Source organism: Anoxybacillus sp. FSL W8-0382 (genome assembly GCF_038003845.1).
GTDB classification, from domain to species: domain Bacteria; phylum Bacillota; class Bacilli; order Bacillales; family Anoxybacillaceae; genus Anoxybacillus; species Anoxybacillus flavithermus_G.
Genome location: NZ_JBBOPX010000001.1, coordinates 1,875,339 through 1,898,219, shown reverse-complemented (window position 1 = coordinate 1,898,219; position 22,881 = coordinate 1,875,339). Strand labels below are relative to the sequence as shown.

Below are 22,881 nucleotides of genomic sequence, written 5' to 3'. Positions count from 1 at the left end.
GAATACGATGGGTTCGTTACCGATTTTACCTACGATTAGTACAAGCTTTATCGTCATTAGTGCTATCCTTGTAGCAGTCGGCTGGTATTTTATTCGCCAAAAGCAAGTGAAGAAGCATGAAAAAACGATGTGGCTTGCGGCCGCTTTCGCACTAGCATTTTTCATCATTTATTTATCACGTACGATTTTCATTGGAAATACAAGCTTTGGTGGACCGGATCATTTGAAAATTTACTACACACTCTTTTTGTTTTTTCACATTTTTTTAGCGACTGCCGGCGCGGTGTTCGGCATTGTCACGTTGCTTTCCGCGGTGAAAAAAAATTGGGTACGCCATAAAAAGCTCGGTCCGATAACAAGCATCGTTTGGTTTTTCACCGCGACAACAGGCGTTGTTGTGTATTTGTTGTTATACGTATTTTACCGCGGCGGTGAAACGACATCGGTCATTAAAGCCATTTTAGGATTTTAAAAAGAGGGTGGGCATTCACCCTCTTTATCATTTGTATCATAAAGTAATGGCATCAAAACATAAATATTTTGAACGACGAAGCGGCATCTGCTTTGATTTTAGTGTGGGGGATGGATATGCATAAACCCGTTATAACGATTGTTGCGATGAGTGTACAACCGTTTGATCATGTCATATTAGAAGAAGTGAACGTGTATGAACGACAAAACCGATTGACGATTTCCATGACCATTTCTGTCAAGCTGCATGGCAATATGCTCACCTTATGTGAACGTATTCAAAAACAAGTGATCGATGACATATACGACATGACAGGAAAAGAGGTTGTTTCTGTTCACCTGTACGTCCGTCGTCTCATTGACGGAAAAAACGCATGAGCGCGCTCATGCGTTTATAGTTGCAAGACCTTCTTTCACTTTTGCTAAAAGAGCTTCACATTGGTTTACTAATGATGAAGGGAAGTTCTCTCCCTCACCATATTCGACACCATGTGGATAATAATACTTGCCAAGCAACGGCTTCATCAGTTTAATGACCGCATGGCGACCACCAACGTCTCCTTCAATCGCATAACCTTGCACACGTAAATAAAAGACGTCATTTTTAATTTCAAATTTGCGGTCATATGTGACACGTTCGTAATCCCATTGACCGGCACGTACGAAGCCGAGGCTTTCCATTAAGTCATCTAAACGTGTTAATGGCGCTGTTTGATTTTCAATACCTGTATTTTCGAAGCGCATCGTTTAAGTCCCCCTTATGTAAAATAAAACATTCCTCCATTAATGATAGTACGAAAGCGCATAACTTTCAATGACGAGCTTTATAATTGTTTCGATTTTGGTGAAACTAATGTGTGAAAGGAGAGATGCACATGCCAAAAGTAAAAGAAATGATGACAACAGAAGTCGAATGTTGTACACCGCTCGATAATATGTACGAAGCAGCGGTAAAAATGCGCGATTATAACGTCGGTGCTATTCCGATGAATGAGGGCTATGTTTTTTGCGTAGCCTTTATTTTTTAGTGTTGCAATGCAGACAAGCTGTATATAATGGAAGTATCAACAGCTAAGGGAGAATGATGGATGCGTTGGATCATTGCTCTAATTACGATCTTTATTTTTATTTTTTCTTTTTTTCCAACTAATGAACAAGCCCCGCTAAATGATACATCGATCATGAGTGAACAAACGAGCGAGAAAATTGTTGCAGAAGGGTTAGGGGCGTGGATTGGCAAGACGGAAGAAGAAGTGAGACAAACATTCGGACAACCAGCACGTATCGATCCGTCCGCTTACGGTTACGTATGGTGGGTATATAACGACCCGAAAACGTATATGCAAATCGGTATTGTTGACGGACGGGTTGTCACAATTTATGCGTGTGGACCGAAAGTCAACGTTGCACCGTTTCAGTTCGATCGCTCGATTAACGAACTATTACAAACGATGCCGCTTCACGATACAATTCATGTGCAACTGGACGATGGCGTATATCGCTTTCAATTGACAGAAGAAGATTTACTCATTCAACCGCTTCTTTCGTTTGACGACGTTTACGTACAATTGTATATTGATCGTTTTACCGGCAAATTATCAAGCATTCGCTGGGTCGACGGAGAAACGTTAGTGAAGCTTCGTCCATATGAACTTGAATATCGTGGTCCGTTACCGAGCATAGAAATGGATGAAACGCTCGAAAAACAAGTCGAGCAAGCAAATGCACAACAAATTTTTGAGATTACAAACGTCATGCGCATTCGTCACGGTGTTCCACCGCTTACATGGGATGAGCGCGTGGCGGAAGTGGCGTACGGACATAGTAAAGATATGGCAGAAAATGATTTTTTTGCGCACGAATCGCCAACGAACGGAGATTTACAACAGCGGTTGACGAAAGCAAACGTTCGTTTTGAATTAGCGGGAGAAAATATCGCCTCGGAATATGTCGATGGACCGGCGGTTGTCGAAGCGTGGCTTAACAGCCGTAGTCATCGGCAAACGTTGTTAAATGCTGAGTTGACGCATTTAGGCGTTGGTGTATATAAACGTCATTATACGCAAAACTTTATTCGCCCTTTTTCTGAGCCAAAATAGGCGCACGCATTGGCTGTTCGGTCGTAATATATGATAGGCAAACAAACAAGGAAGGAGCGACCGATATGTCCATCGAACAATTTAAACAGTTTGTGAAAAACCATCCGAAACTGATTGAAGAGGTGCGCCAAGGGAAAAAGACGTGGAAAGAGTTATATAACGATTGGTACGTGTTTGGCGAAGACGATGACATGTGGGACGAATATCGCCCAAGCGATGTCAAACAAGATCAAGGGGATTTGATGCAAAAGCTAGCCAGTTACGTCAAACAACTTGATGTTAATGAACTTCAAACGTACATTGCAAACGTTCAACAAGCGATCGCATCCATCCAAGAAGTCGTCCGCCAAATGCAGCAGACGAAAAAAGATCCGTTTTCGTTTCGAAAAGATTAAGGAGATAGGCGATGAGAAAAGACGTATACGAATACATTGTAGCAAAGCCGAAGCTTCATCAATTTTTACGCGAGCAACCGATATGGTATCGGCGATTAGCAAGACGTCCGATGGATGTGAAAGAAATGGAAAAACAAGCGCGTCACTATTATAAACAAACGTTGCCGCATAAAGTCGAACAAGTCGTTCAAACGGTTGAAATGGCTAAAATGATGATGGCGATGATGAAACTGATGAAAGACACTCATAATTAAGCGAGAAACGCAAACACTATCACTTATAAACAAAATGAAAGGACGGTGAAAGTGTTGCGCTTCTTTTTTTTATGTATTGCGCTTTTGTTTTCTACGTATGTTCATCACGACAGCACAATCGTTTTTGCTGAGCAAAAACAAACGTTATTTGTGAAACATCTCGTCAAAGGAAATAACGTATTTGTCGAATGTATTGTCGATCAGTTTACGTTTACAAAAGGAACGCATCCGAAAAAAGACGGACAAGGACGCATATACATTTACGTGAACGGGAAACGAGTGGGCGAAACGACAACGGCGGCTTTTGTCATTCGGGGGTTGCCCGTTGGAAAACATGCGATTCGGTTGGAACTTGTCCATAACGATGCAAGTAAATATAACATCTCACATGAATTTACGGTGACGATTTCATAAGTCTGGGGCAACCAGACTTATTTGTTTTGTTGGCGAAATCATGTTATGATACCGTTGTGGAGGTGTTGCTCGTGATTGTAGCAACGATCGAACGATTACAGTTGTTAGACTTTGCTGAAGAGCTTGGCAAAATGATTGTCGAATCAGACGTGGCGGAGGAATACCGTCGCTGTTTTTATCATATGCAACAAGATGAAAAAGCGCAGCAACTTATTCGCCGGTTCGTTCAGCTAAAAGAACGGTACGAAGAGGTGCAGCGTTTTGGCAAATATCATCCAGACTACAAAGAAGTCACAAAGCAAGTGCGTGAGGCAAAACGCGAACTGGATTTACACGGTCCGATTGCCGCGTTTAAACAAGCAGAAAAAGACATGCAGTCGCTGTTAGATGAAATTAGCACGATGATCGGTCGCGCCGTATCTGAAAACATTAAAGTGCCGACAGGAAATCCGTATTTCGATTCTTTATCTTGCGGTGGAGGATGCGGATCTGGCGGTGCGTGTGGCTGTCGGACGAAGTGAAAAAGGGGATGGGATTTTTATGTTTCCAATGCGTCAAGGCATTATCGTTTGGCTGTATTCGTTAAAACATAGTAAACAGTTGCGGAAATACGGAAACGTTCATTACGTATCGAAACGGTTAAAATACGCCGTTTTATATTGCAATATGGACGAAGCAGAAGAGACGATGCGAAAACTCGCTTCGCTTCCGTTTGTTAAACGCGTCGAACCTTCATATCGCCCGTATGTGAAAGTGGAATTCGAATCAAAAGCAGACAAAGAGAGAGAATACGAATACGGCATATAAAAAAAGGATGTCAATCGCTGACATCCTTTTCGCTTTTCTTACTGTAGTGGCGGAATAAATCGATTCATGCGCATAATGCCGATTAGATGCTGATAGTACAATTGTAAGTCCGCAAAAAAGTTAGACGGTTTGACGTCCAAATGAATGATTTCTTGATTCAGTTCCTTCGCTAAATCGAGGAACAACTCATATCGTTTTGTCACTTTCACAGAAGGGTGTGGAATGCCTTCACGGCAAATGTATAGCGGTTGAAAGTCGCCAGGATCTGTCGGATGAAGCACGACGACGAACGACGTGAGCGCCTTGCCGTCTTTCATCGTATGAAAAGCAAACAAACCCGATAAACGATGACGGTTTGATTTCGCAATTTCAATTAACTCATAAATGTCAGAATATCCTTCCCCTAATTCAATAAAACGTTGAATCATCACCATTCCCTCACTTTATGTTGTATTCCCTCATTTACTTTAACACGTTCAACTTTTTTCGACAATTAGTGAAAACGGTGTATGACAATGCATCGGAATTTTGCTATTGTTATAATATAAACTGCTGAATGAGGAGCCATCGTATGTGGAAAGTAGCTTTTATTTCAATGCTCCTTTTCCTTGGCGTTAGCGCAGGAGCTTTATATTACCAATGGAACGAATATCATACGGAAGCGACGAAACAATCAGTGTTGCAACATGATATTGAAGCAACATTTACTGGAAAAACGATCGAAGTCGTTCATCATATACGCGGTGCGGTTGCTGACGCATATGAAGTGACGGTGCCAAAAGAAGTGACAAACATTTCCTGTGCGAAGAAAAAAACGTGCGTCGAACAAAAAAATGGGAAAACGATCGTCGACGCATCGAAAACAAATACACTTTCGCTCACTTATCGCGTGTCGATTGTTCCAAAAGAACCGCTTTTCATTCAACAATGGCTCGTTTATTTTCATACGACACAGCCACAACAAACAAACGTATCGTTCACCGATGTCGTTCATCCGGAAGGGGTATGGGCAGCAGACGGAAAGCTCGTTGGTTACGTCTATAAACCGTCTTTTTCCTTTTTTATGTGGGAAAAAAAAGGCGGACAAACCGTTCCGCTTTATTTTCAATCGCAACCGTTGCAGCCAACGTTTAACGGTGATTTAGTCATATACGCGACAAAACCGCTTCACGAAACAGCGTTATCGTTTTGGAAAGAAAGCGATGTGCAAACGTTAATTGTTACTTCATCACGTTTGCAATATATGACGCCGACGTTCGTTATTATATCGGATACAGCTTCCGTTTCTGACATACAGCGCGCTTACGTTCGCGTGCAGTTACAGCACCGTTTTCCAAATAGCGCTGTCCCCGATTCGATATGGGATTTGCTCGTTTCATATATGACGAAAACTGAGCCGGTGACAAAAAGGGCGAAACTTGTTTTTCAGCAATTGCAACAGACGTTAACGGAAGAACAACAACAAACGTTTTGGACGTTAGTCAATAAAAATGAAGGTCAGCCGTTGACGTTGAAAAAATTAGACGAATGGCTAGGCGAAGCGTACGAAGGAAACACGACATTTTTTCAAAACGAGGAACCATACATGACGTTTACAGAGCGAAAAATGCTCGTCGTCAATGACGTGAAATTGCCAAACGCTCACGTTTTATTAAAAGACGATCAACAACTGTTTCCGTTTATTCCGATTATGCGCACGCTCGGCTATACTGTTCAACGTTCGGGAGAAGCGGTATTTATTGAAAAAGGGAATGGTCGTTGGAGATTTTTTACAAACAGCGCAAATGCAGTCATTCGAGAATGGAACGGGACGCTATACATTGAACGGACGGAATTTCCGAAATGGTTTTCCGTCTACATTAGCGAAACGGCTGAAGAAATACACGTGGTTGGTCAGTAAGGAAAAAAATGCCCTGTGGCATATGCCGCAGGGTCCCTTCCATTCTTTTTCGGACAAGCCGAAAAAGAGAAGGAAAAAAGGGAGAGGAGAAACCGGAGGAAGAACTTATGGGGAACGTAAGTCTTCTCCGTGGTTGGCAACAACATCATTAACGATGTTGTTACTAACAGTATGACCATTGTTTTTCATTGTATACATGATCATCATATTTTTCTTCTCTTCGGTTATGTTACGATAATAAGAAGTGAGGTGAAAGTGATGCGAGTCATATCAGGGAAGTGTAAAGGAAAGCTGTTACAAGCTGTACCAGGGATGACGACACGTCCAACGACAGATAAAGTGAAAGAAGCGATGTTTAATATGATCGGTCCGTATTTTTCTGGCGGACTTGGGCTTGATTTATTTGGCGGAAGCGGTGGACTTGGCATCGAAGCGTTAAGTCGCGGATTAGATCGCGTTATTTTCGTCGATCATGACGCAAAAGCGGTGCAAACGATGAAAAAAAACGTCGCTGCCTGTCGTTTGACCGATCAAGCGGAAATTTATCGCAACGATGCCGAACGTGCATTAAAAGCAATTATAAAAAGAGGGCTGACCTTTCGCTTAATTTTTCTTGATCCGCCTTATAAAAATAAACAGTTGGAAGCGCTTATCGCGATCATCGATGCACATCAACTATTGCAAAAAGACGGTTTTATCGTTGCTGAACATGGGGTTGAAGTCGAGCTTCCCATTCACATCGGTCGTTTAACAAAAGTGAAACACGAAACGTATGGCATCACGGCTGTATCGATTTACGCTTACGTAGACGAGGAAGGAGAATAGAGATGGCAAGTATTGCGGTATGCCCAGGAAGCTTTGATCCTGTCACATATGGACATTTAGATATTATTCGCCGCGGAGCGAAAGTGTTTGACAAAGTATATGTTGTCGTGTTAAACAATTCATCAAAAAAACCGTTGTTTTCAGCAGAAGAGCGAGTGCAGCTGCTAGAAGAAGTGACAAAAGATTTACATAACGTCTTCGTTGACAGTTATCAAGGTTTGCTTGTTGATTATGCGAAAAGTAAACACGCAAGCGCCATTTTGCGTGGCTTGCGTGCTGTTTCCGATTTTGAATACGAAATGCAAATTACGTCTATGAATCGCATATTAAATGAGCAAATTGAAACGTTTTTTATGATGACAAACAACCAATACTCCTTTTTAAGCTCAAGCATCGTGAAAGAAGTCGCGAAATATAACGGCAACATTTCCGAACTTGTGCCAAAAGTTGTCGAAGAAGCGCTCCGAAAAAAGTTTGCTCATGCAGAAAACCACCTTTAAACAGGTGGTTTTTCGCGTCGGAAAGCCGAAAAGACATATAGGAAACATGCGATTGCCGTCACAAAAAAGCCATATTGCTCGATCCAATGTATGTACAATATCGGCCAACGGATCGTCGCTTCCGGAAGCCAAACAGGCAACGTTTCTGCCGACTCAAGCGGCTGAACATACAGCGGTTTCCAAAGAATGAATGCGAAAAAAGCAGCGAAAAAACCGTGAAATATACGAGCGATAAAAAACGGTTGAAAGCGAATATGTGCTTCCGCTAAAATGCTTGCGACTTGAGCTTGGACGGAAAAACCGCCAAAAGCAAGGATGAAGCTTGTGACGATGACTTTTTGTAATAGCGTTGCGTTTGTTGCTTCGCTTGCCATTTGGCTGCCGAGCGTAATTTCAAACAACCCGGCGATGAACGGAACGCTTAATTCGCTAGGTAAGTGAAAGAATGCCAAGGCGTATTGTACGATGTCGGCTAGCCATTTCGTTATGTTTGTAATATAAAGTAGCTTATTCAAAACAGAAAATAAAATAATAAATCCACCGATCATTAAAAGCGTTTGAATGGAGGAACGAACCGCATCTCCAAGCAGCTTTCCGATGGCTTGGCTATGTTTTAAGCGTGTTTCATGCATGGCGCGAAACGCCTGGCGCAAAAGGCTTTTTGTTTGTTTTTGAACCGCGTTGCTTTCGTCTTTTCCGTAAAAGCGCATCATCAACCCGACGCAAATGTTGCCGAGATAATGAGACAAAGCAAGAATGATGCCGATGTTCGGATTATGAAAAAAACCGACGGAAATCGCCCCGAAAATAAAAAGCGGGTTAGATGAGTTTGTGAACGAAACGAGCCGCTCCGCCTCGATGGCGGAAAGTTGTTGTTGCTGTCTTAGGCGAGCAGTCAGTTTTGCACCGGCAGGGTATCCCGAAGCCATGCCCATCGCCCAAACAAATCCGCCGATGCCCGGCACTTTAAATAGCGGACGCATGAACGGCTCAAGCAATACGCCGAGAAAATGAACGACGCCAAAGCCGATCAAAATTTCTGATACAATAAAAAAAGGAAGAAGAGATGGGAAGACGACATCCCACCACATATGCAATCCACGCACCGCCGCTTCAAATGAATGTTGCGGATAGCGAAGTAATGCGATACATAAACAAATAATGATCGATGATAACAGCAATGTTTTCCATTTTTCTTTCATCGTTCGTTAGCCTCCTCATTTGCCGATCGTACTCGTTTTAATATACGAGTATATGTGGACATTTTAGACCATAGTATTGAACAGGAAGGGGGAGCAGGAATGAAAATCGGGTTGGCGTTAGGTTCGGGCGGTGCGCGCGGCCTTGCGCATGCCGGGGTCATTAAAGTGTTGGAAGAAGAAAACATTCCGATTCATATGATCGCCGGAAGTAGCATGGGGGCGCTCGTTGGTGCGTTGTACGCATCAGGCATGACAACGGAACGATTATATCGGCTCGCGACAGCGTTTCGACGCAACGATTACATCGATTGGACAGTCCCGAAAATGGGACTCGTTGCCGGGCGTCAAATTAAACATTTCATTTCGGTCATGACAAAACAAAAGCGTATTGAAGACGCCCATATTCCGCTTGCGATCGTGGCGACCGATTTACAAAAAGGGGAGAAAGTTGTGTTTCGCAAAGGAAGTATAGCAGATGCGGTGCGCGCCAGCATTTCCATTCCGGGCATTTTCGTGCCAGAGCGATGGAACGGGCGTCTGCTCGTGGACGGCGGAGTGATCGATCGCGTACCAGCGACCGTCGTGCGCGACATGGGAGCTGACGTCGTCATCGCTGTCGACGTCGCTTCCGTGAAAAAAAACGATACGATCACCTCAATTTTTGATGTCGTTTTACAAAGTTTAGATATTATTCAAGCTGAACTTGCTTCCCACCGTATCGCCCAAGCGGATGTCGTCATTCGTCCATCGCTTGAGCGTTATAGCTCGTATGCGTTCACCCATGCGAAAGAGATGATTCAAATGGGAGAAGAAGCAACGCGCCAACAGCTTCCGATCATTCGTCAATTGCTTGCAGAGAAGGGGTTTAAACAATGAATAAAAGACGGTATATTCGAATCACGATCATCGTCGCACTACTACTCGCTTTTGCGACTTTTTTTCACTTGCCGTATTATGTGACGATGCCTGGAACGGCAGAACCGTTGCGTCCGCTCGTTGAAGTGCAAGGCGGCTATAAAGAAAAAGGACAATTTATGTTAACGACCGTTCGCATGGGGCAAGCCAATCTTTTTTCGTTTATGCTTGCGCATGTGAGTAAATATAACGAGTTATACCCCATGGATGAAGTAAGACAAGAAGGGGAAAGCGACGAAGAATATACGCATCGTCAATTAAAAATGATGGAAAATTCAAAAGAAACGGCGATCGCTGTCGCCTACAAAAAAGCAAACAAATCGTTTTCGTATCGAAATAAAGGGGTGTATGTGTTATATGTCGTTGATGGCATGCCAGCTTCAAACGTGCTGAAAAGCGGCGATCAATTAGTTGCGATTGACGGGCAACGTCTCAACGACGCAGATGAATTTATTCAATACGTAAGCGGAAAGAAAAAAGGAGATCGCGTCCAAATTACGTATAAACGATCAGGAAAAGAAAAAACAGCAACGTTGACGCTTGCGCCGTTTCCAAAAGAAAAGCATCGCGTCGGTCTCGGACTTTCCGTCATGACCGACCGCGATATCGTTACCGATCCGCCTGTCCGCATTGAATCCGATCAAATCGGCGGACCGTCCGCTGGGCTTATGTTTGCGCTTGAAGTGTACAATCAATTGATCCGAGAAGATTTAACGAAAGGGTATCGCATCGCTGGCACCGGAACGATCAACATCGACGGCGAAGTCGGACCAATCGGCGGCATTTCTCAAAAAGTGATTGCTGCTCATAAAGCAGGAGCGGACATTTTTTTCGCGCCGAACGAACGCGGAGCGAAACATTCCAATTATAAAGAAGCGGTCAAAACAGCGAAAGATATTGGCACAAACATGAAAATTGTACCTGTTGATACGTTTGATGATGCCGTTCAATTTTTACAAAAGTTATCGTAACGGCGGAGTTTTATACTCGCGCTGTAACGCTTCCGAACAAAGCGGCTCAGGCAAAATCGAAAAATACGCCTGCGTCGCTTTTTTTTCTATTTGATATATCGGATCGTGTCTCATTTGTTTGGCGTTTGTCACAAGTGGCAACGTCATGCGCTTTTTAATTTCTTGTAAATACGCTCTCCCTGTTTCGTTCATCGCTAGCGGACGAACGTATGTTGCACGCTTGTTTTCGATTGCTTTCGCTATTTCCTTTTTCATGACGTTCGTTAATATGTGGGTGCATATACGTTGCAATCGTGTCCACGTATATCGTTTCGTTTTGACAGCCGAAAGAAAATCGTGAAATGACGTGGCGTGAATGATTGTCTTTTTCAGACGATGCTCAATTCCTTCTTCCACTTCAGCAATTTGGCGAATGTCATCTACTTCCATCGTCAATAACCGATATTTTAAAAACGGAAAATATTTTTCCCAATCATGCCACGTCATATACGTATGGCGATACGTTTGTAACGTTTCATATGTTGTATGCGGAACGTAGCGTGCGACATCGTTATAACTAATTTGTAAAGAGCGACGAATGCTCGTTGCGCTCGCAATGTTATCGTTTGCTGGAAGCGTTTCGTCGTGATAATGAGCAGCCGTTCGTTGAATCGTTTCTGGCATCATCTTGCTTCGTTGTTCGATAATCGCCTTGACGTAATGTAACCCTAAAATGTTGTTCGGTTGTGAAACGTCAAGCGTATCGTGACCAATGTCATGAAGGGCAAGCGTATACGCTTTTGCATAGTTGATACCTTGTTGCATATATTGTTTTACTTTTTCGTTATGTTGCTCTTTTTCATAAACAAGAAGTTGAGCCGTTTTTATAAACGGTTCGATGCTTCCGTCCTCGCTTCCGAAACATAATTGCTCGCAAAAAAGCGCATCGAGAATCGAAATAGCCCCTTGAGCGAACCATTCTGCTGTTTGAACAGCAAACGTATAAGGAAGTTCAACAACGAGATCGACGCCGCCTGCAAGCGCCATGCGAGCGCGCTCCCATTTCGGTACGATCGCAGGTTCGCCCCGTTGTGTAAATGAGCTACTCATGACGGCGATGACGCAATCTGCGCTCGTTTTTTTTCTCGTTTGTTGCACATGATATAAGTGCCCGTTATGAAACGGATTGTATTCGACAACGATGCCAACCGCTTTCATGTATTGTCCACCTTTCTTTTTTATGTAAAACGTGGTACAGTGAGTATAAGCTGATTATAATGGAAGTAGTGTAAAGAAAAAATATTGACAAAACCGTTGTTCAAACGTATAATTTTCTTTGTTGTCTTGAGGTGATTATCATTGAGATGGTCTATTCATCAACTTCATCAGTTGCAACATAAAGGGCTGTCGATTGACGAAATGGCTGATGTGTCCGAATTGAAAGAAGTGGACGACTCGATTCGCGACATTTCCCCTGTGCGTGTTCATGGACGGGCAGATGTGAGCGCGAAAAAGTTCACGTTCCACTTAACGATTGAAGGGACGATGACGTTACCGTGTTCCCGTACGCTTGTGGACGTATCATATCCATTCGCCATCGAAAGCACAGAAACGTTTTTTTTGAACGATTATGATGCAACCGATGAAGAATCGCATGTTGTTCAAGGAGAGGCGATCGACTTAATGCCGATCGTAAAAGAGCTCATTCTTCTTGAAATTCCAATGCAAATTTTTAGCGAGCAGCCGGATCATCCGGATGCCGTTCCGCAATCAGGAAAAGATTGGGCGGTCATTTCGGAAGAAGAACATGAAAACAAAATTGATCCGCGCCTTGCGAAGTTAGCCAAGTTTTTTGAAAACAAAAATGAATCATAAGGGAAGATCCGGAACTACACCGGCCTCCATATTCGCCTAAATCTCTTTAAGGAGGTGGAAATGATGGCAGTACCTTTTAGAAGAACATCGAAAATGAAAAAGAGACTACGTCGTACGCACTTCAAATTGCGCGTACCTGGTATGGTAGAATGCCCAAACTGCGGTGAAATGAAACTTGCTCATCGCGTATGTAAAGTTTGTGGAACATACAAAGGAAAAGACGTTGTAAACAAATAAGAAAAGCGTAAGGGCCATCCCCTTGCGCTTTTCTTATTTGGAAGGAAAAAAGAACGGGAAAGCGAATAAAAAAGATGGACATGCAGTAAAGGGGAGAGGGAAAATGATCGAAGAACAACATGGCATCGTCTCGTTTACCATTTGTCGTCCGTCAAGACGAAATGCGATTGATTATGCAGTCATGGATGAACTCGAGCAAGCGCTGACGCTCGTTGAACAAGATGATGAGGCGAAAGTGCTCGTCATTACAGGGGAAGGAGAAGAGGCGTTTTGCGCGGGTGGCGACTTACAAGTGTTTCATCAGCTGAAAACAAAAGAAGAAGCGCATGCGATGTTAGCGAAAATGGGAAACATTTTATATCGTTTATTGACGTTATCGAAGCCAACGGTTGCGTTAATCAATGGAACTGCGATCGGCGGAGGTTGCGAATTAGCGACCGCATGCGATTTTCGTTTCGCGCGTGCCGGGGTGCGCCTCGGATTTGTGCAAGCGAATTTAGCGATCACGACCGGCTGGGGCGGCGCGACGATGTTATTTGAAAAAATGCCGTACGATCAAGCGCTCAATATATTGTTGCGCGCGAAAACGATGACAGCGGAAGAAGCGGAGCATATCGGCTTTGTACATCGCGTTTTTCCTGACTCGTTGCGCGAACGATGTGAAAAAGAGTTAAGGGAGTATACGAATAAATCAACGGCTGTATTGCGCGCTTATAAAGAAGCCGCGGTGGCACGTTGGAAAACAGAGCAGTTTCGCCAACGGTTTTTCGCTGAAATCGAACGATGTGCATATTTATGGGAAAGCGAAGAACACGATCAAGCGGTGCAATCATTTTTAACGAAACGAAACAAATAGTCTTCTATCTTCTCTATTAGCTGCATACTCATATAGTAAATGTAGCGAGGAGGGATAGAAATGACGCGCCAAGATGCATGGACAGAAGAAGAAGATGTATTGCTCGCTGAAACGGTGCTAGCCTTTGTGCGCGAAGGGAGCACCCAATTACGCGCGTTTGAAGAAGTAGGGAAAAAACTATCACGAACGGCAGCCGCTTGTGGTTTTCGTTGGAACGCATATGTGCGGAAGCAATATGAAGAGGCGTTAGAGCTTGCTAAACAGCAACGAAAAGAGAAAAAAGAACCGCAACTAGCCGAGCGAAACATGACGTTGCAAGATGTGATCTCTTTTTTACAAACGTTGCAACAACGCGGGGAAGGGCAACAAGAAATCGAACAGTTGCGCGAACAAGTACGGACGCTCCAAAAAGAAAAAGAAGAGCTTGAAAAGAAACTGCAAGCGGTGCAACAAGAATATCAAACGGTGATGCACATTTTAGAACGCGCACGTCAATTGTCTGTGTAGTAGCTGATAGACGCCAGCTACTTTTTTTTATACAATAAAACATAGCAAAAAAGAGGAGGATCGCATCGTGCGCATCGGAATTATAGGGGGCGGAGCAGTCGGCTTATTGATGGCAGCTTATTTCAGTAACCACTATGACGTGACGGTTTATACGCGTCGGCAAGAACAAGCAGAACAATTATGTACGCATGGGCTGACGGTCATTTGTGGCGATGAACGGACGACGCATCGTGTTCATGCTGAACCGTTCGTTCGTGAAACGAATGTAGATGTGTTATTTATAGCGGTGAAACAATACGACTTAACAAACATATTGAAAACAAACATGCATATGCTTCGAGCGGACGCTGTGATGTTTTTGCAAAACGGCATGGGGCATGTGTCCCATTTACCGCACATGCCTCATCATCATATTGCGCTTGCGGTTGTTGAACATGGCGCGTTCAAAATCGACGATACGACGGTTTCCCATACGGGTGTCGGTAAAACGAAATGGAGCGTGTGGCGCGGAAAAAAAGAAACGTTTTCTTTTCTATATACGACAGACGCCCGTTTTCCGTTCCAATATGTCGACGATTGGGAAATGATGTTAATTGAAAAATTAATGGTGAACGTTGCTATTAATCCGCTTACCGCTCTATTGCAAGTACCAAACGGCATGTTAGTGACACATGCGCCGTATCGGCAAGCGATGGAACAGTTGTTTCATGAAGTCACATCTATTTTTCAGATTGAACAGCGAGAGCGTATATGGAAGCATATTGAAACGGTTTGTCAACAAACGGCTGCCAATCGCTCATCGATGTTGTGTGACATCGAGGCGGGGCGAATGACGGAATTAGATGCGATTTTAGGCTATGTGATCGAGCGGGCGAACGAGCGATGCGTCCCAGCCCCAATTAGCACGTTTTTATATGCGCTTATGAAAGGGAAACAATTAGAGGGGGAGACGGAGAGATGAAAGATATACTCACCTCTTTCATTGCTATCATGATTGTTATGCCGTTTTTGTCGTTTTTTTTTATATTTACACTTGCCAAAGCGGTTTTTAAGCGAAAAGGGAGGCGTGCGTTCCACGTCGCTGTAAACGGATCGACCATTTTTTTTATTTTTGCTGTTCATGTTTTATTGCAAGCTATTTTTCGGCGATCATATATTGTTGAACTACTTATTTTTTTTATTGTAACATTAATGATTGGGATCGTTTGGTATTGGAAAAAAACAGGCGACGTATCGTTGCAACGAACGTTTAAACTATATTGGAAAATGCAGTTTTTATTATTTACTGCCGCTTATATTGGATTATTTATATATGGGATCATTCATCGTGTCATGATCGCATTTTCATCATGAAGGAGAAAGGAAGTTCACAATGGAAGTCATCGAGCTGTCACTGCCAGCAACAAACCGTTTAGCGACGGAATACATGGAAGGGGCGTTTCCTGTTCACGAGGCGTTCCATCCTTGTTCTTTTGAAGAACGTTTGCATGAGTTACAAAAGCGGACGTATGCCCGTGATGCGCTCGTTGATCATTTGCTTGCGTATCATAAACAGTTTCAAGCAAGTGAAGAAACGATTGCAAACATTGAAAAATTGCGTCATCGAGAAAGCGTCGTCGTCATCGGCGGGCAACAGGCAGGTCTTTTAACCGGACCGCTCTATACGATATATAAAATCATTTCCATCATTACATTAGCAAAACAACAAGAACAACAGCTTCGTGTGCCGGTCGTTCCGGTATTTTGGATGGCATCTGAAGACCACGACATTGCAGAAATTAATTACGTCCATGTCGCACAACGTGGAAAAGTGAAAAAACATGTGTATTCGCCACTAGCGAAAGAAAAGCGAATGGCTGCTCACATCGAGCTTGATGCAGATGCGTTGAAACAATGGATAGATGATATATTCAAAACATTTGGCGAAACAAATGTAACAAACGAATTGCGCACGTACATATATGAATGTATGGCAACGTCAAAAACGGTGGCCGACTTTTTTGCGGCGATCGTACTTAAGTTGTTTGCGAAAGAAGGGATTGTAATTGTCGATGCAGCACATCCGCATTTGCGGGCGATTGAGCGCGAATGGTTTATGACGCTCGCTCGTGAACACGAAGCGATTACAACTGCGTTGCAAACTCAACAACGACATCTCGCCCAACTCGGCTATGAGCAATCGATTGATGTATCGCCGATGTGCGCACATTTATTTTATGATGACGGTCAACGTCGCTTGTTATATTATGACGATGAGCAACATTGTTTTTACACAAAAGATGGGGTGTATCGTTTCACGCGAGACGAATTAAGACAGCGAATCGAAAGTGAGCCGCAATCGTTTAGCAACAACGTTGTTACACGACCGCTTATGCAAGAATGGTTATTTCCGACGCTCGCCTTTATCGCTGGTCCAGGGGAAATTGCTTATTGGGCGGAATTAAAACGAGTATTTGAGCATTTCCATTGGCATATGCCGCCGATCGTGCCGCGCCTTTCGCTCACGCTTATCGAGCGTCATATTGCTACGGACTTGGCGGATGTGCAAATGACAGTAGCAGAGGCGTTGACAAACGGCACGAAGCAAGCGTTAGAGGAATGGGTGCGCAACAATCAACCTGTGGCGTTTGATGAGACGTTTCATGAAGCGAAAAAACAGATAGCGCACATTCACGAGCAACTTCGCCAACTCGGCATGCAAGTCGATCCGCATCTTGAAAGAGTGATGTTGAAAAATGCCGAACGAGTCGAGACACAAATCGATTATCTTCAACAATTGATTACACGACGCATGTTGCAAAAACATGACGTACATGTGCGCAAATATGAACGCATTGAACTGTCGCTTCGCCCGAACAATATGCTACAAGAGCGGGTTTGGAACGTGCTTTACTATATGAATCGCTACGGCTTAGACTTTGTGGATCGTCTGCTTCATGTCGATTATCGTTGGAACGGAATGCATAAAATTGTATATCTTTAACTATTTTCGTCGATAAAAAAATCCTGTCGCGTACAGGATTTTTTTTATGTACAATAGAATAGTTCGGAAGTAAGTAGTGAATTTTGTGAAATGATGGTACAATACAATTGCACTCATTTTTTATGTATATGTTGTTTAGGTAGGTGACATCATTGTTTCATCACGTAACCGTATTATTGAAGGAAACAGTTGACGGATTAAATATTAAAAAAGATGGTACATATGTAGATTGCACGCTCGGGGGAGCTGGACATAGCGAATATTTATTATCACAATTATCGCCAGAAGGAAGACTATTTGCCTTTGATCAAGATGATATCGCGATTCGTCATGCGCAACAGCGACTTGAACGATATCGTGGTCAGTTTACGATCATTAAAAGCAACTTTCGCTATTTGAAACAACAGCTGGCGCTTTACGGTGTGCATGAAGTCGACGGCATTTTGTTTGATCTTGGTGTATCGTCCCCGCAGTTAGATATGCCTGAGCGTGGCTTTAGTTATCAACATGAAGCGCCGCTCGATATGCGCATGGATCGTGACCAAACGTTGACAGCATACGACGTTGTCAACACATGGTCGTACGAACAGCTCGTGAAAATTTTTTTCCAATATGGTGAAGAAAAATTTTCAAAAGCGATCGCTCGTAAAATTGAGCAAACACGCAAGCAAAAGCCAATTGAAACGACAACAGAACTTGCAGAAGTCATTAAAGAAGCGATTCCCGCACCAGCGCGTCGAACAGGGGGACATCCAGCCAAACGCGTGTTCCAAGCGATTCGCATTGCAGTCAACGACGAATTGCGCGCGTTTGAAGAAGCGATTGAACAAGCAATTGATCTATTAAAGCCCGGAGGAAGAATTAGCGTCATTACGTTCCATTCGCTAGAAGATCGCATTTGCAAAATCGCATTTAAACAAGCAAGTGAAACACCGCACTTGCCGCCGGGATTGCCGATCATTCCAGATGAATATAAGCCGAAATTAAAAATCATTACAAAAAAACCGATCGTCCCGTCTGAAGAAGAATTGCAACATAACCATCGTGCACGATCTGCAAAATTGCGCATTGCTGAAAAACTGTAAAAAGGGGGAAAATGTATGGCTGCTGTTCGCATTCAACAAAAAGTACAAAAAGTACAACAAGAACAACACGTCCAACGCGCGCCAAAGAAAAAGCGAAAACGAAATATACGTTGGACGATTGGGGAAAAAATGGTGTTCGTTTCGTTTTTTGCCTTCGCTTTGTATAGTAGCGTCACAATCGTTTCGAATCAATTTACGATTTATCATGTCAATAAAGAAGTGCAACAATTACAAACAAGCATTGAGGAGCAAGAAAAACGAAACCGCGATTTATACGTACAAGTGAAAGAGTTAAGCACGTATGAGCGCATTTTAGCGAAAGCGAAAGAACTTGGCCTTACATTAAACGAAAATAACGTAAAAGTTGTGCAGGACTGATGCAAAATGAGAAAGCATAAACATACGCATAGAGGAGCAGCTATATGTTTTGTTTTTTTTAGCTTGCTCTTTTTTATATTGTTTGTACGTTTCGTTTATTTACAAGCTACAGGTGTTGTAGATGGACAAGTGTTAGCGGTCGAGGCACAAAAACGTTATTTCAAAAAACAAACGCTTGAAGCGAAGCGTGGAACGATTTTCGACCGAAGCGGAGAAGTAATTGCTGAAGACATTCCTTCGTATACAGTGGCCGCCATTCTCGATCCGAACATGCCGCAACATGTGACCGATCCGGAAGAAACCGCACGTAAACTTGCGCCGCTATTAAACATGAATGCAGCGGATGTCGAGCGCATTTTAAAAAAGAAGGCGAAGCAAGTTGAGTTCGGCCCGAACGGCCGCGGCATTAGCCAAACGGTGAAACAAAAAATTGAGGCGTTACAGCTTCCAGGCATTACGTTTATACGCGATTCAAAACGATTTTATCCAAACGGCACGTTTGCCTCATACGTCGTCGGCTATGCGCAAAAAGATGAAGCGACGAACGAAGTCGAAGGAAAAATGGGCATTGAAAAACAGTTTAATGAGCAGCTGAAAGAAAAAGACGGAGAGATCACGTATGAAAGCGACCCAAAAGGATTTAAACTCCCATATGCAGATGAACAAATCGTTCCACCGCAAAACGGAAAAAACATTTATTTGACGATTGATAAACATATTCAAACGTTTTTAGAAGACGCGATGAATGCCGTCGAAAAACAATATACACCGAAAAAAATGATCGCCATTGTCGCTGACCCGAAAACTGGGGCGATTTTAGCGATGAGCACCCGTCCGAGTTTTGATCCGAACAAACGAAACATCGAAAACTATTTTAACGATGCGATTTCGTATCCATATGAACCGGGATCGACGATGAAAATTTTTACGCTCGCCGCTGCGGTGAATGAAGGGGTGTTTGAGCCGAATGAAACGTATCAATCCGGTTCGTATCAAATTGGTTCTCATCGCGTTCGTGACCATAACAAAATCGGATGGGGGAAAATTACGTTTCTTGAGGGAGTACAGCGCTCGTCAAACGTCGCATTCGCAAAAATTGTGCGTGAAAAACTAGGGGAAGATCGTTTTTTACAATATTTGCATCGTTTCCGTTTTAACGAACCGACAGGCATTGAATTGCCGGGTGAAAAAGCTGGAAACATTTTGTATCGTTATCCGATCGAAAAAGTGACGACAGGATTCGGACAAGGAACGTCAGTCACACCGATTCAACAAATTCAAGCAGCAACCGCCATCGCAAACGGTGGAAAAATGATGAAACCGTACGTTGTTGACCGCATTGTTGACGGAGATACAGGAAAAACAGTGATGAAGCACGAACCGGTTGTTGTCGATACACCGATTCCAAAAGAAACAGCTGAAAAAGTACTAGACATTTTAGAAACGGTCGTCACATCTGAAAAAGGAACAGGGCGTCCGTATCAAATTGAGGGTTATCGCGTCGCAGGAAAAACAGGAACAGCCCAAATCCCAGATCCAGAAGGCGGGTATTTAACTGGGCATCAAAACCACATTTTTTCATTTTTAGGGATGGCGCCGCGTGAAAATCCGCGCTTAATTATGTATGTTGCTGTGCAACAACCGAACATTTCATATACAGAAACAGGGGCAGAACCTGTATCGATGATTTTTAACTCGGTGATGAAAAATAGTTTACAATATTTAAACATTGAACCGACCGTTAAGAAAAAACAAGTGAAAAAAGAAAAAAGCATCGCTCTTCCTTCGTATATTGGTCAGTCGGTAGAGCAAGCAACACAGTCATTGAAAAAACAAGGATTGCGTGTGACGGTCATCGGAAAGGGAACGAAAGTGCGTGCCCAATTTCCACAAGCAGGCGAATACGTCGTTGCGCCAGATCGCGTGTTGTTGCAAACGGACGGAGATGCGATCATGCCGGATGTGACAGGCTGGTCGTTGCGCGATGTCATGAAGCTCGCTGAATTGTTGCAACTTAAACCGAGCTTTATCGGAAGCGGATACGTATTTAGGCAAAATATCGCTCCAGGAGCGGTGATAAAACAAAACGATTACGTCATCGTTGAGCTTGCGAAACCGTCAGACATCGATGAAAAACAACAAGCAAGCACTGAACAGCAAGAGATAGACGGCCCAGTCGATTAGTTCTATATAAAACGGTACAAGCATATAGTGGAACGAGCCGAAATAGATGAAGGAGGTTCCGCTGTATGCGTGCAGTAACAGTTCGAAAGCGATTGACGGCCGTTTTATTGATCGGATTTTTCATTTTTGCAATTATTGATATTCGTCTCGGTTATGTGCAATTTGTATTAGGAGATATGTTAACAGAACGAGCGAAAGATTTATGGAGTCGAAACATTCCGTTTGAACCAGAGCGTGGGGAAATCGTCGATCGTAACGGAGTGCCTCTCGCAACAAATATGAGTGCTCCATCCGTGCTCGTCGTTCCACGACAAATCGAAAACCCATCGGAAGTAGCGAAAGAGCTTGCGCGCATATTAAATATGCCGGTAGAAAAAGCGTATAAACATGTGACGAAAAAAACGTCGATTGAACGTATTCATCCAGAGGGGCGAAAAATTTCAAACGAACAAGCGAAACAAATTCGCGATTTAGGGATGAAAGGAGTATACATTGCGGAAGATTCGAAGCGTTATTATCCGTTCGGGAGCTATTTATCACATGTACTCGGCTTTGCAGGTATTGACAATCAAGGATTAATGGGACTTGAACTTTACTACGATAAACAGCTAAGCGGAAAACCGGGTTCCGTTCAATTTTATTCCGATGCGAAAGGAAAACGCATGCCTGGGATGGCGGATGCGTACACGCCACCCGTGGATGGACTTGATTTAAAATTGACAGTTGATACGCGTGTACAAACGATTTTAGAGCGCGAGCTAACGATTGCGGAAGCGACGTATCGCCCTGACGGAATGATTGCGATTGCGATGAATCCGAACAACGGAGAAATTTTAGGGATGGCAAGCCGTCCGACATTTGATCCCGCTGATTTTCAAAACGTGCCACCTGAAATTTTTAACCGAAACTTACCGATTTGGAGCACGTATGAACCGGGATCCACGTTTAAAATTATTACGCTCGCGGCAGCGTTAGAAGAAAAAAAGGTCGATTTATTGAAAGAACATTTTTATGATCCAGGACATGTGAAAGTGGCAGGAGCGACGTTGCATTGTTGGAAGCGAGGAGGACATGGCGACCAAACGTTTTTAGAAGTAGTACAAAACTCGTGCAACCCGGGATTCGTTGAACTTGGTGATCGACTCGGCAAAGATAAACTATTCGAATATATTCGCGCGTTTGGTTTCGGTGAGAAAACGGGCATCGATTTGCAAGGGGAAGGAAAAGGAATTTTATTCCCACTTCATCGCGTTGGACCGGTCGAACAAGCAACGACTGCTTTCGGTCAAGGGGTAGCTGTTACACCGATTCAACAAGTGGTAGCGGTCGCTGCTGCGGTAAATGGAGGGATTTTATACCAACCATACATCGCAAAAGAATGGCTCGATCCGGTTACAGGAGAAGTAATTCAACGACAAACACCGAAAGCAAAAAGAAGGGTTATTTCCGAGGAAACGTCTAAACAAATTCGTTATGCCCTCGAAAGCGTGGTAGCCCAAGGAACAGGGAAGGGAGCGTTTGTCGACGGTTACCGCGTTGGCGGTAAAACCGGAACAGCTCAAAAAGCGAAAGACGGTCAATATTTAAAAGACAACCATATCGTTTCATTTATCGGTTTTGCGCCAGCAGACGATCCACAAATTGTTGTATACGTGGCGGTCGATAATCCGAAAGGCACAGTACAATTTGGTGGTGTCGTCGCCGCTCCGATTGTTGGAAACATTATGGAAGATAGCTTGCGCGCGCTCGGTGTCAAACCGCGCAAACAGCAAATTGAAAAAGAAACGACATGGCTCGACCCACGCTATGTAGAAGTGCCAAATTTAATCGGTTTAACAAAAAAAGATTTGCAACAGCAACTTTTTAACTTAAAATTAGATGGTAGTGGCGAAGGCGATACGGTTGTTGAACAGGCGCCGAAGCCTGGAGTCAAAGTGAAAGAAGGAGCGACGATCCGGGTTTATTTTGGAACGAAACGGTAAAGCCTAGAGGAAGGTATCCTCATGGCTTCTTTTTCTGTTTAGATAAGAAAAAAAGAAAGGAA

The 22,881-nt window shown here is 43.4% G+C and carries 28 protein-coding genes and 1 pseudogene; 25 read left to right on the top strand and 4 right to left on the bottom strand.

Translation table 11 applies throughout. The features are described 5' to 3' along the window. Window positions 1-7 precede the first annotated feature (7 nt). The gene (locus NSS60_RS09960; RefSeq protein ID WP_064214023.1) at window positions 8-472 is read left to right on the top strand and encodes a DUF420 domain-containing protein; all 465 of its coding nucleotides are present in this window, start codon (window positions 8-10) and stop codon (window positions 470-472) included. Window positions 473-588: 116 nt separating this feature from the next. Next, complete coding sequence (locus tag NSS60_RS09955) at window positions 589-849, top strand: Asp23/Gls24 family envelope stress response protein (protein ID WP_064214022.1); 261 nt, start codon at window positions 589-591, stop codon at window positions 847-849. A gap of 6 nt (window positions 850-855) precedes the next feature. Here NSS60_RS09955 and NSS60_RS09950 read toward each other — a convergent pair whose 3' ends face one another. Next, window positions 856-1,215 carry a YugN family protein gene (locus NSS60_RS09950; RefSeq protein WP_004891257.1) on the bottom strand — a complete coding sequence of 120 codons (360 nt, stop codon included), beginning with the start codon at window positions 1,213-1,215 and terminating at the stop codon, window positions 856-858. A 131-nt stretch (window positions 1,216-1,346) separates the two neighbouring features. On the opposite strand from NSS60_RS09950, the pseudogene NSS60_RS09945 reads away from it, so the two are divergent. The 7 genes and pseudogenes from NSS60_RS09945 to NSS60_RS09915 all read left to right on the top strand — a co-directional run. After that, window positions 1,347-1,460 (top strand): annotated as a pseudogene (locus NSS60_RS09945) (CBS domain-containing protein); the annotation flags it as partial. A 99-nt stretch (window positions 1,461-1,559) separates the two neighbouring features. Continuing rightward, on the top strand, window positions 1,560-2,570 hold the full coding sequence (locus NSS60_RS09940; protein WP_340720814.1) for a CAP domain-containing protein: 1,011 nt from the start codon (window positions 1,560-1,562) through the stop codon (window positions 2,568-2,570). Between the two features lie 65 nt (window positions 2,571-2,635). Then, entirely contained in the window at window positions 2,636-2,965 is a 330-nt protein-coding gene (locus NSS60_RS09935; protein ID WP_004891253.1) for a YlbD family protein, read from the top strand. Between the two features lie 11 nt (window positions 2,966-2,976). After that, complete coding sequence (locus NSS60_RS09930) at window positions 2,977-3,219, top strand: YlbE-like family protein (protein WP_004891251.1); 243 nt, start codon at window positions 2,977-2,979, stop codon at window positions 3,217-3,219. 45 nt (window positions 3,220-3,264) lie between these two features. Then, entirely contained in the window at window positions 3,265-3,633 is a 369-nt protein-coding gene (locus NSS60_RS09925; RefSeq protein WP_004891249.1) for a hypothetical protein, read from the top strand. 71 nt (window positions 3,634-3,704) lie between these two features. Then, window positions 3,705-4,154 carry a YlbF family regulator gene (locus NSS60_RS09920; RefSeq protein ID WP_004891247.1) on the top strand — a complete coding sequence of 150 codons (450 nt, stop codon included), beginning with the start codon at window positions 3,705-3,707 and terminating at the stop codon, window positions 4,152-4,154. 19 nt (window positions 4,155-4,173) lie between these two features. Further along, window positions 4,174-4,440: a YlbG family protein gene (locus NSS60_RS09915; RefSeq protein WP_004891246.1), complete on the top strand. Its 267-nt coding sequence runs from the start codon at window positions 4,174-4,176 to the stop codon at window positions 4,438-4,440. Between the two features lie 38 nt (window positions 4,441-4,478). On the opposite strand, the gene NSS60_RS09910 is transcribed toward NSS60_RS09915, so the two are convergent. Beyond that, window positions 4,479-4,868 (bottom strand): DUF7147 family protein, encoded by a 390-nt coding sequence (locus tag NSS60_RS09910; protein WP_004891245.1) that lies wholly within the window; start codon window positions 4,866-4,868, stop codon window positions 4,479-4,481. Between the two features lie 143 nt (window positions 4,869-5,011). Between NSS60_RS09910 and NSS60_RS09905 the strand changes: the two genes are divergently transcribed. The 3 genes from NSS60_RS09905 to coaD all read left to right on the top strand — a co-directional run bounded on the left by NSS60_RS09905 (window position 5,012) and on the right by coaD (window position 7,665). Then, the gene (locus NSS60_RS09905; protein ID WP_064214020.1) at window positions 5,012-6,340 is read left to right on the top strand and encodes a hypothetical protein; all 1,329 of its coding nucleotides are present in this window, start codon (window positions 5,012-5,014) and stop codon (window positions 6,338-6,340) included. Between the two features lie 258 nt (window positions 6,341-6,598). Beyond that, window positions 6,599-7,165, top strand: coding sequence for a 16S rRNA (guanine(966)-N(2))-methyltransferase RsmD (gene rsmD / locus NSS60_RS09900; RefSeq protein WP_004891244.1), 567 nt, complete (start codon window positions 6,599-6,601; stop codon window positions 7,163-7,165). A 2-nt stretch (window positions 7,166-7,167) separates the two neighbouring features. Next, window positions 7,168-7,665, top strand: coding sequence for a pantetheine-phosphate adenylyltransferase (coaD, locus tag NSS60_RS09895; RefSeq protein ID WP_004891242.1), 498 nt, complete (start codon window positions 7,168-7,170; stop codon window positions 7,663-7,665). Here the strand turns inward: coaD and ylbJ are convergent. Next, entirely contained in the window at window positions 7,662-8,867 is a 1,206-nt protein-coding gene (ylbJ, locus tag NSS60_RS09890; RefSeq protein ID WP_004891240.1) for a sporulation integral membrane protein YlbJ, read from the bottom strand. The genes coaD and ylbJ overlap by 4 nt on opposite strands. Window positions 8,868-8,966: 99 nt before the next feature. On the opposite strand from ylbJ, the gene NSS60_RS09885 reads away from it, so the two are divergent. Together NSS60_RS09885 and NSS60_RS09880 are read left to right on the top strand one after the other, a co-directional pair. Beyond that, window positions 8,967-9,743 carry a patatin-like phospholipase family protein gene (locus NSS60_RS09885; RefSeq protein ID WP_035018755.1) on the top strand — a complete coding sequence of 259 codons (777 nt, stop codon included), beginning with the start codon at window positions 8,967-8,969 and terminating at the stop codon, window positions 9,741-9,743. Then, a complete protein-coding gene (locus tag NSS60_RS09880; protein WP_004891236.1) occupies window positions 9,740-10,753 on the top strand; it encodes a SepM family pheromone-processing serine protease in 1,014 nt (337 codons plus the stop codon). The genes NSS60_RS09885 and NSS60_RS09880 overlap by 4 nt, the downstream gene beginning before the upstream one ends. On the opposite strand, the gene NSS60_RS09875 is transcribed toward NSS60_RS09880, so the two are convergent. Then, complete coding sequence (locus NSS60_RS09875) at window positions 10,745-11,950, bottom strand: nucleotidyltransferase (protein WP_004891234.1); 1,206 nt, start codon at window positions 11,948-11,950, stop codon at window positions 10,745-10,747. The two genes, NSS60_RS09880 and NSS60_RS09875, sit on opposite strands and share 9 nt — an antisense overlap. Window positions 11,951-12,091: 141 nt before the next feature. Between NSS60_RS09875 and NSS60_RS09870 the strand changes: the two genes are divergently transcribed. The 11 genes from NSS60_RS09870 to NSS60_RS09820 all read left to right on the top strand — a co-directional run bounded on the left by NSS60_RS09870 (window position 12,092) and on the right by NSS60_RS09820 (window position 22,819). Continuing rightward, on the top strand, window positions 12,092-12,607 hold the full coding sequence (locus NSS60_RS09870; RefSeq protein WP_004891232.1) for a YceD family protein: 516 nt from the start codon (window positions 12,092-12,094) through the stop codon (window positions 12,605-12,607). Between the two features lie 63 nt (window positions 12,608-12,670). Next, a complete protein-coding gene (gene rpmF / locus NSS60_RS09865) occupies window positions 12,671-12,844 on the top strand; it encodes a 50S ribosomal protein L32 (RefSeq protein ID WP_003395111.1) in 174 nt (57 codons plus the stop codon). Window positions 12,845-12,866: 22 nt separating this feature from the next. After that, entirely contained in the window at window positions 12,867-13,700 is an 834-nt protein-coding gene (locus tag NSS60_RS09860; protein ID WP_004891229.1) for an enoyl-CoA hydratase/isomerase family protein, read from the top strand. A 60-nt stretch (window positions 13,701-13,760) separates the two neighbouring features. Next, the gene (locus NSS60_RS09855) at window positions 13,761-14,207 is read left to right on the top strand and encodes an RsfA family transcriptional regulator (protein ID WP_004891227.1); all 447 of its coding nucleotides are present in this window, start codon (window positions 13,761-13,763) and stop codon (window positions 14,205-14,207) included. Window positions 14,208-14,274: 67 nt separating this feature from the next. Then, complete coding sequence (locus tag NSS60_RS09850) at window positions 14,275-15,168, top strand: 2-dehydropantoate 2-reductase (RefSeq protein ID WP_004891225.1); 894 nt, start codon at window positions 14,275-14,277, stop codon at window positions 15,166-15,168. Continuing rightward, window positions 15,165-15,560, top strand: a complete 396-nt coding sequence (locus NSS60_RS09845) for a DUF3397 domain-containing protein (protein ID WP_004891223.1) — start codon at window positions 15,165-15,167, stop codon at window positions 15,558-15,560. Before NSS60_RS09850 ends, NSS60_RS09845 begins: the two co-directional genes overlap by 4 nt. Before the next feature lie 19 nt (window positions 15,561-15,579). Then, complete coding sequence (gene bshC, locus NSS60_RS09840; protein ID WP_004891222.1) at window positions 15,580-17,190, top strand: bacillithiol biosynthesis cysteine-adding enzyme BshC; 1,611 nt, start codon at window positions 15,580-15,582, stop codon at window positions 17,188-17,190. A gap of 152 nt (window positions 17,191-17,342) precedes the next feature. Continuing rightward, entirely contained in the window at window positions 17,343-18,275 is a 933-nt protein-coding gene (rsmH, locus tag NSS60_RS09835) for a 16S rRNA (cytosine(1402)-N(4))-methyltransferase RsmH (RefSeq protein ID WP_004891221.1), read from the top strand. 15 nt (window positions 18,276-18,290) lie between these two features. Further along, the gene (gene ftsL, locus NSS60_RS09830) at window positions 18,291-18,653 is read left to right on the top strand and encodes a cell division protein FtsL (protein ID WP_004891220.1); all 363 of its coding nucleotides are present in this window, start codon (window positions 18,291-18,293) and stop codon (window positions 18,651-18,653) included. Between the two features lie 6 nt (window positions 18,654-18,659). After that, window positions 18,660-20,837 carry a penicillin-binding protein gene (locus NSS60_RS09825; protein WP_128356462.1) on the top strand — a complete coding sequence of 726 codons (2,178 nt, stop codon included), beginning with the start codon at window positions 18,660-18,662 and terminating at the stop codon, window positions 20,835-20,837. A gap of 65 nt (window positions 20,838-20,902) precedes the next feature. Then, entirely contained in the window at window positions 20,903-22,819 is a 1,917-nt protein-coding gene (locus NSS60_RS09820; protein ID WP_004891217.1) for a stage V sporulation protein D, read from the top strand. The last annotated feature ends 62 nt before the right edge of the window (window positions 22,820-22,881 follow it).

Excerpts from the sequence above, each read along its gene's own strand:
- NSS60_RS09875 (WP_004891234.1), bottom strand. The coding sequence starts at position 11,950 with ATGAAAGCGGTTGGCATCGTTGTCGAATACAATCCGTTTCATAACGGG.
- NSS60_RS09940 (WP_340720814.1), top strand. The coding sequence starts at position 1,560 with ATGCGTTGGATCATTGCTCTAATTACGATCTTTATTTTTATTTTTTCT.
- NSS60_RS09905 (WP_064214020.1), top strand. The coding sequence starts at position 5,012 with ATGTGGAAAGTAGCTTTTATTTCAATGCTCCTTTTCCTTGGCGTTAGC.
- NSS60_RS09955 (WP_064214022.1), top strand. The coding sequence starts at position 589 with ATGCATAAACCCGTTATAACGATTGTTGCGATGAGTGTACAACCGTTT.
- NSS60_RS09845 (WP_004891223.1), top strand. The coding sequence starts at position 15,165 with ATGAAAGATATACTCACCTCTTTCATTGCTATCATGATTGTTATGCCG.
- NSS60_RS09910 (WP_004891245.1), bottom strand. The coding sequence starts at position 4,868 with ATGATTCAACGTTTTATTGAATTAGGGGAAGGATATTCTGACATTTAT.
- bshC (WP_004891222.1), top strand. The coding sequence starts at position 15,580 with ATGGAAGTCATCGAGCTGTCACTGCCAGCAACAAACCGTTTAGCGACG.
- NSS60_RS09885 (WP_035018755.1), top strand. The coding sequence starts at position 8,967 with ATGAAAATCGGGTTGGCGTTAGGTTCGGGCGGTGCGCGCGGCCTTGCG.
- NSS60_RS09915 (WP_004891246.1), top strand. The coding sequence starts at position 4,174 with ATGTTTCCAATGCGTCAAGGCATTATCGTTTGGCTGTATTCGTTAAAA.
- NSS60_RS09855 (WP_004891227.1), top strand. The coding sequence starts at position 13,761 with ATGACGCGCCAAGATGCATGGACAGAAGAAGAAGATGTATTGCTCGCT.
- rpmF (WP_003395111.1), top strand. The coding sequence starts at position 12,671 with ATGGCAGTACCTTTTAGAAGAACATCGAAAATGAAAAAGAGACTACGT.
- NSS60_RS09930 (WP_004891251.1), top strand. The coding sequence starts at position 2,977 with ATGAGAAAAGACGTATACGAATACATTGTAGCAAAGCCGAAGCTTCAT.
- ylbJ (WP_004891240.1), bottom strand. The coding sequence starts at position 8,867 with ATGAAAGAAAAATGGAAAACATTGCTGTTATCATCGATCATTATTTGT.
- NSS60_RS09820 (WP_004891217.1), top strand. The coding sequence starts at position 20,903 with ATGCGTGCAGTAACAGTTCGAAAGCGATTGACGGCCGTTTTATTGATC.
- NSS60_RS09960 (WP_064214023.1), top strand. The coding sequence starts at position 8 with ATGGGTTCGTTACCGATTTTACCTACGATTAGTACAAGCTTTATCGTC.
- NSS60_RS09950 (WP_004891257.1), bottom strand. The coding sequence starts at position 1,215 with ATGCGCTTCGAAAATACAGGTATTGAAAATCAAACAGCGCCATTAACA.
- coaD (WP_004891242.1), top strand. The coding sequence starts at position 7,168 with ATGGCAAGTATTGCGGTATGCCCAGGAAGCTTTGATCCTGTCACATAT.
- NSS60_RS09935 (WP_004891253.1), top strand. The coding sequence starts at position 2,636 with ATGTCCATCGAACAATTTAAACAGTTTGTGAAAAACCATCCGAAACTG.
- rsmD (WP_004891244.1), top strand. The coding sequence starts at position 6,599 with ATGCGAGTCATATCAGGGAAGTGTAAAGGAAAGCTGTTACAAGCTGTA.
- NSS60_RS09880 (WP_004891236.1), top strand. The coding sequence starts at position 9,740 with ATGAATAAAAGACGGTATATTCGAATCACGATCATCGTCGCACTACTA.
- ftsL (WP_004891220.1), top strand. The coding sequence starts at position 18,291 with ATGGCTGCTGTTCGCATTCAACAAAAAGTACAAAAAGTACAACAAGAA.
- NSS60_RS09825 (WP_128356462.1), top strand. The coding sequence starts at position 18,660 with ATGAGAAAGCATAAACATACGCATAGAGGAGCAGCTATATGTTTTGTT.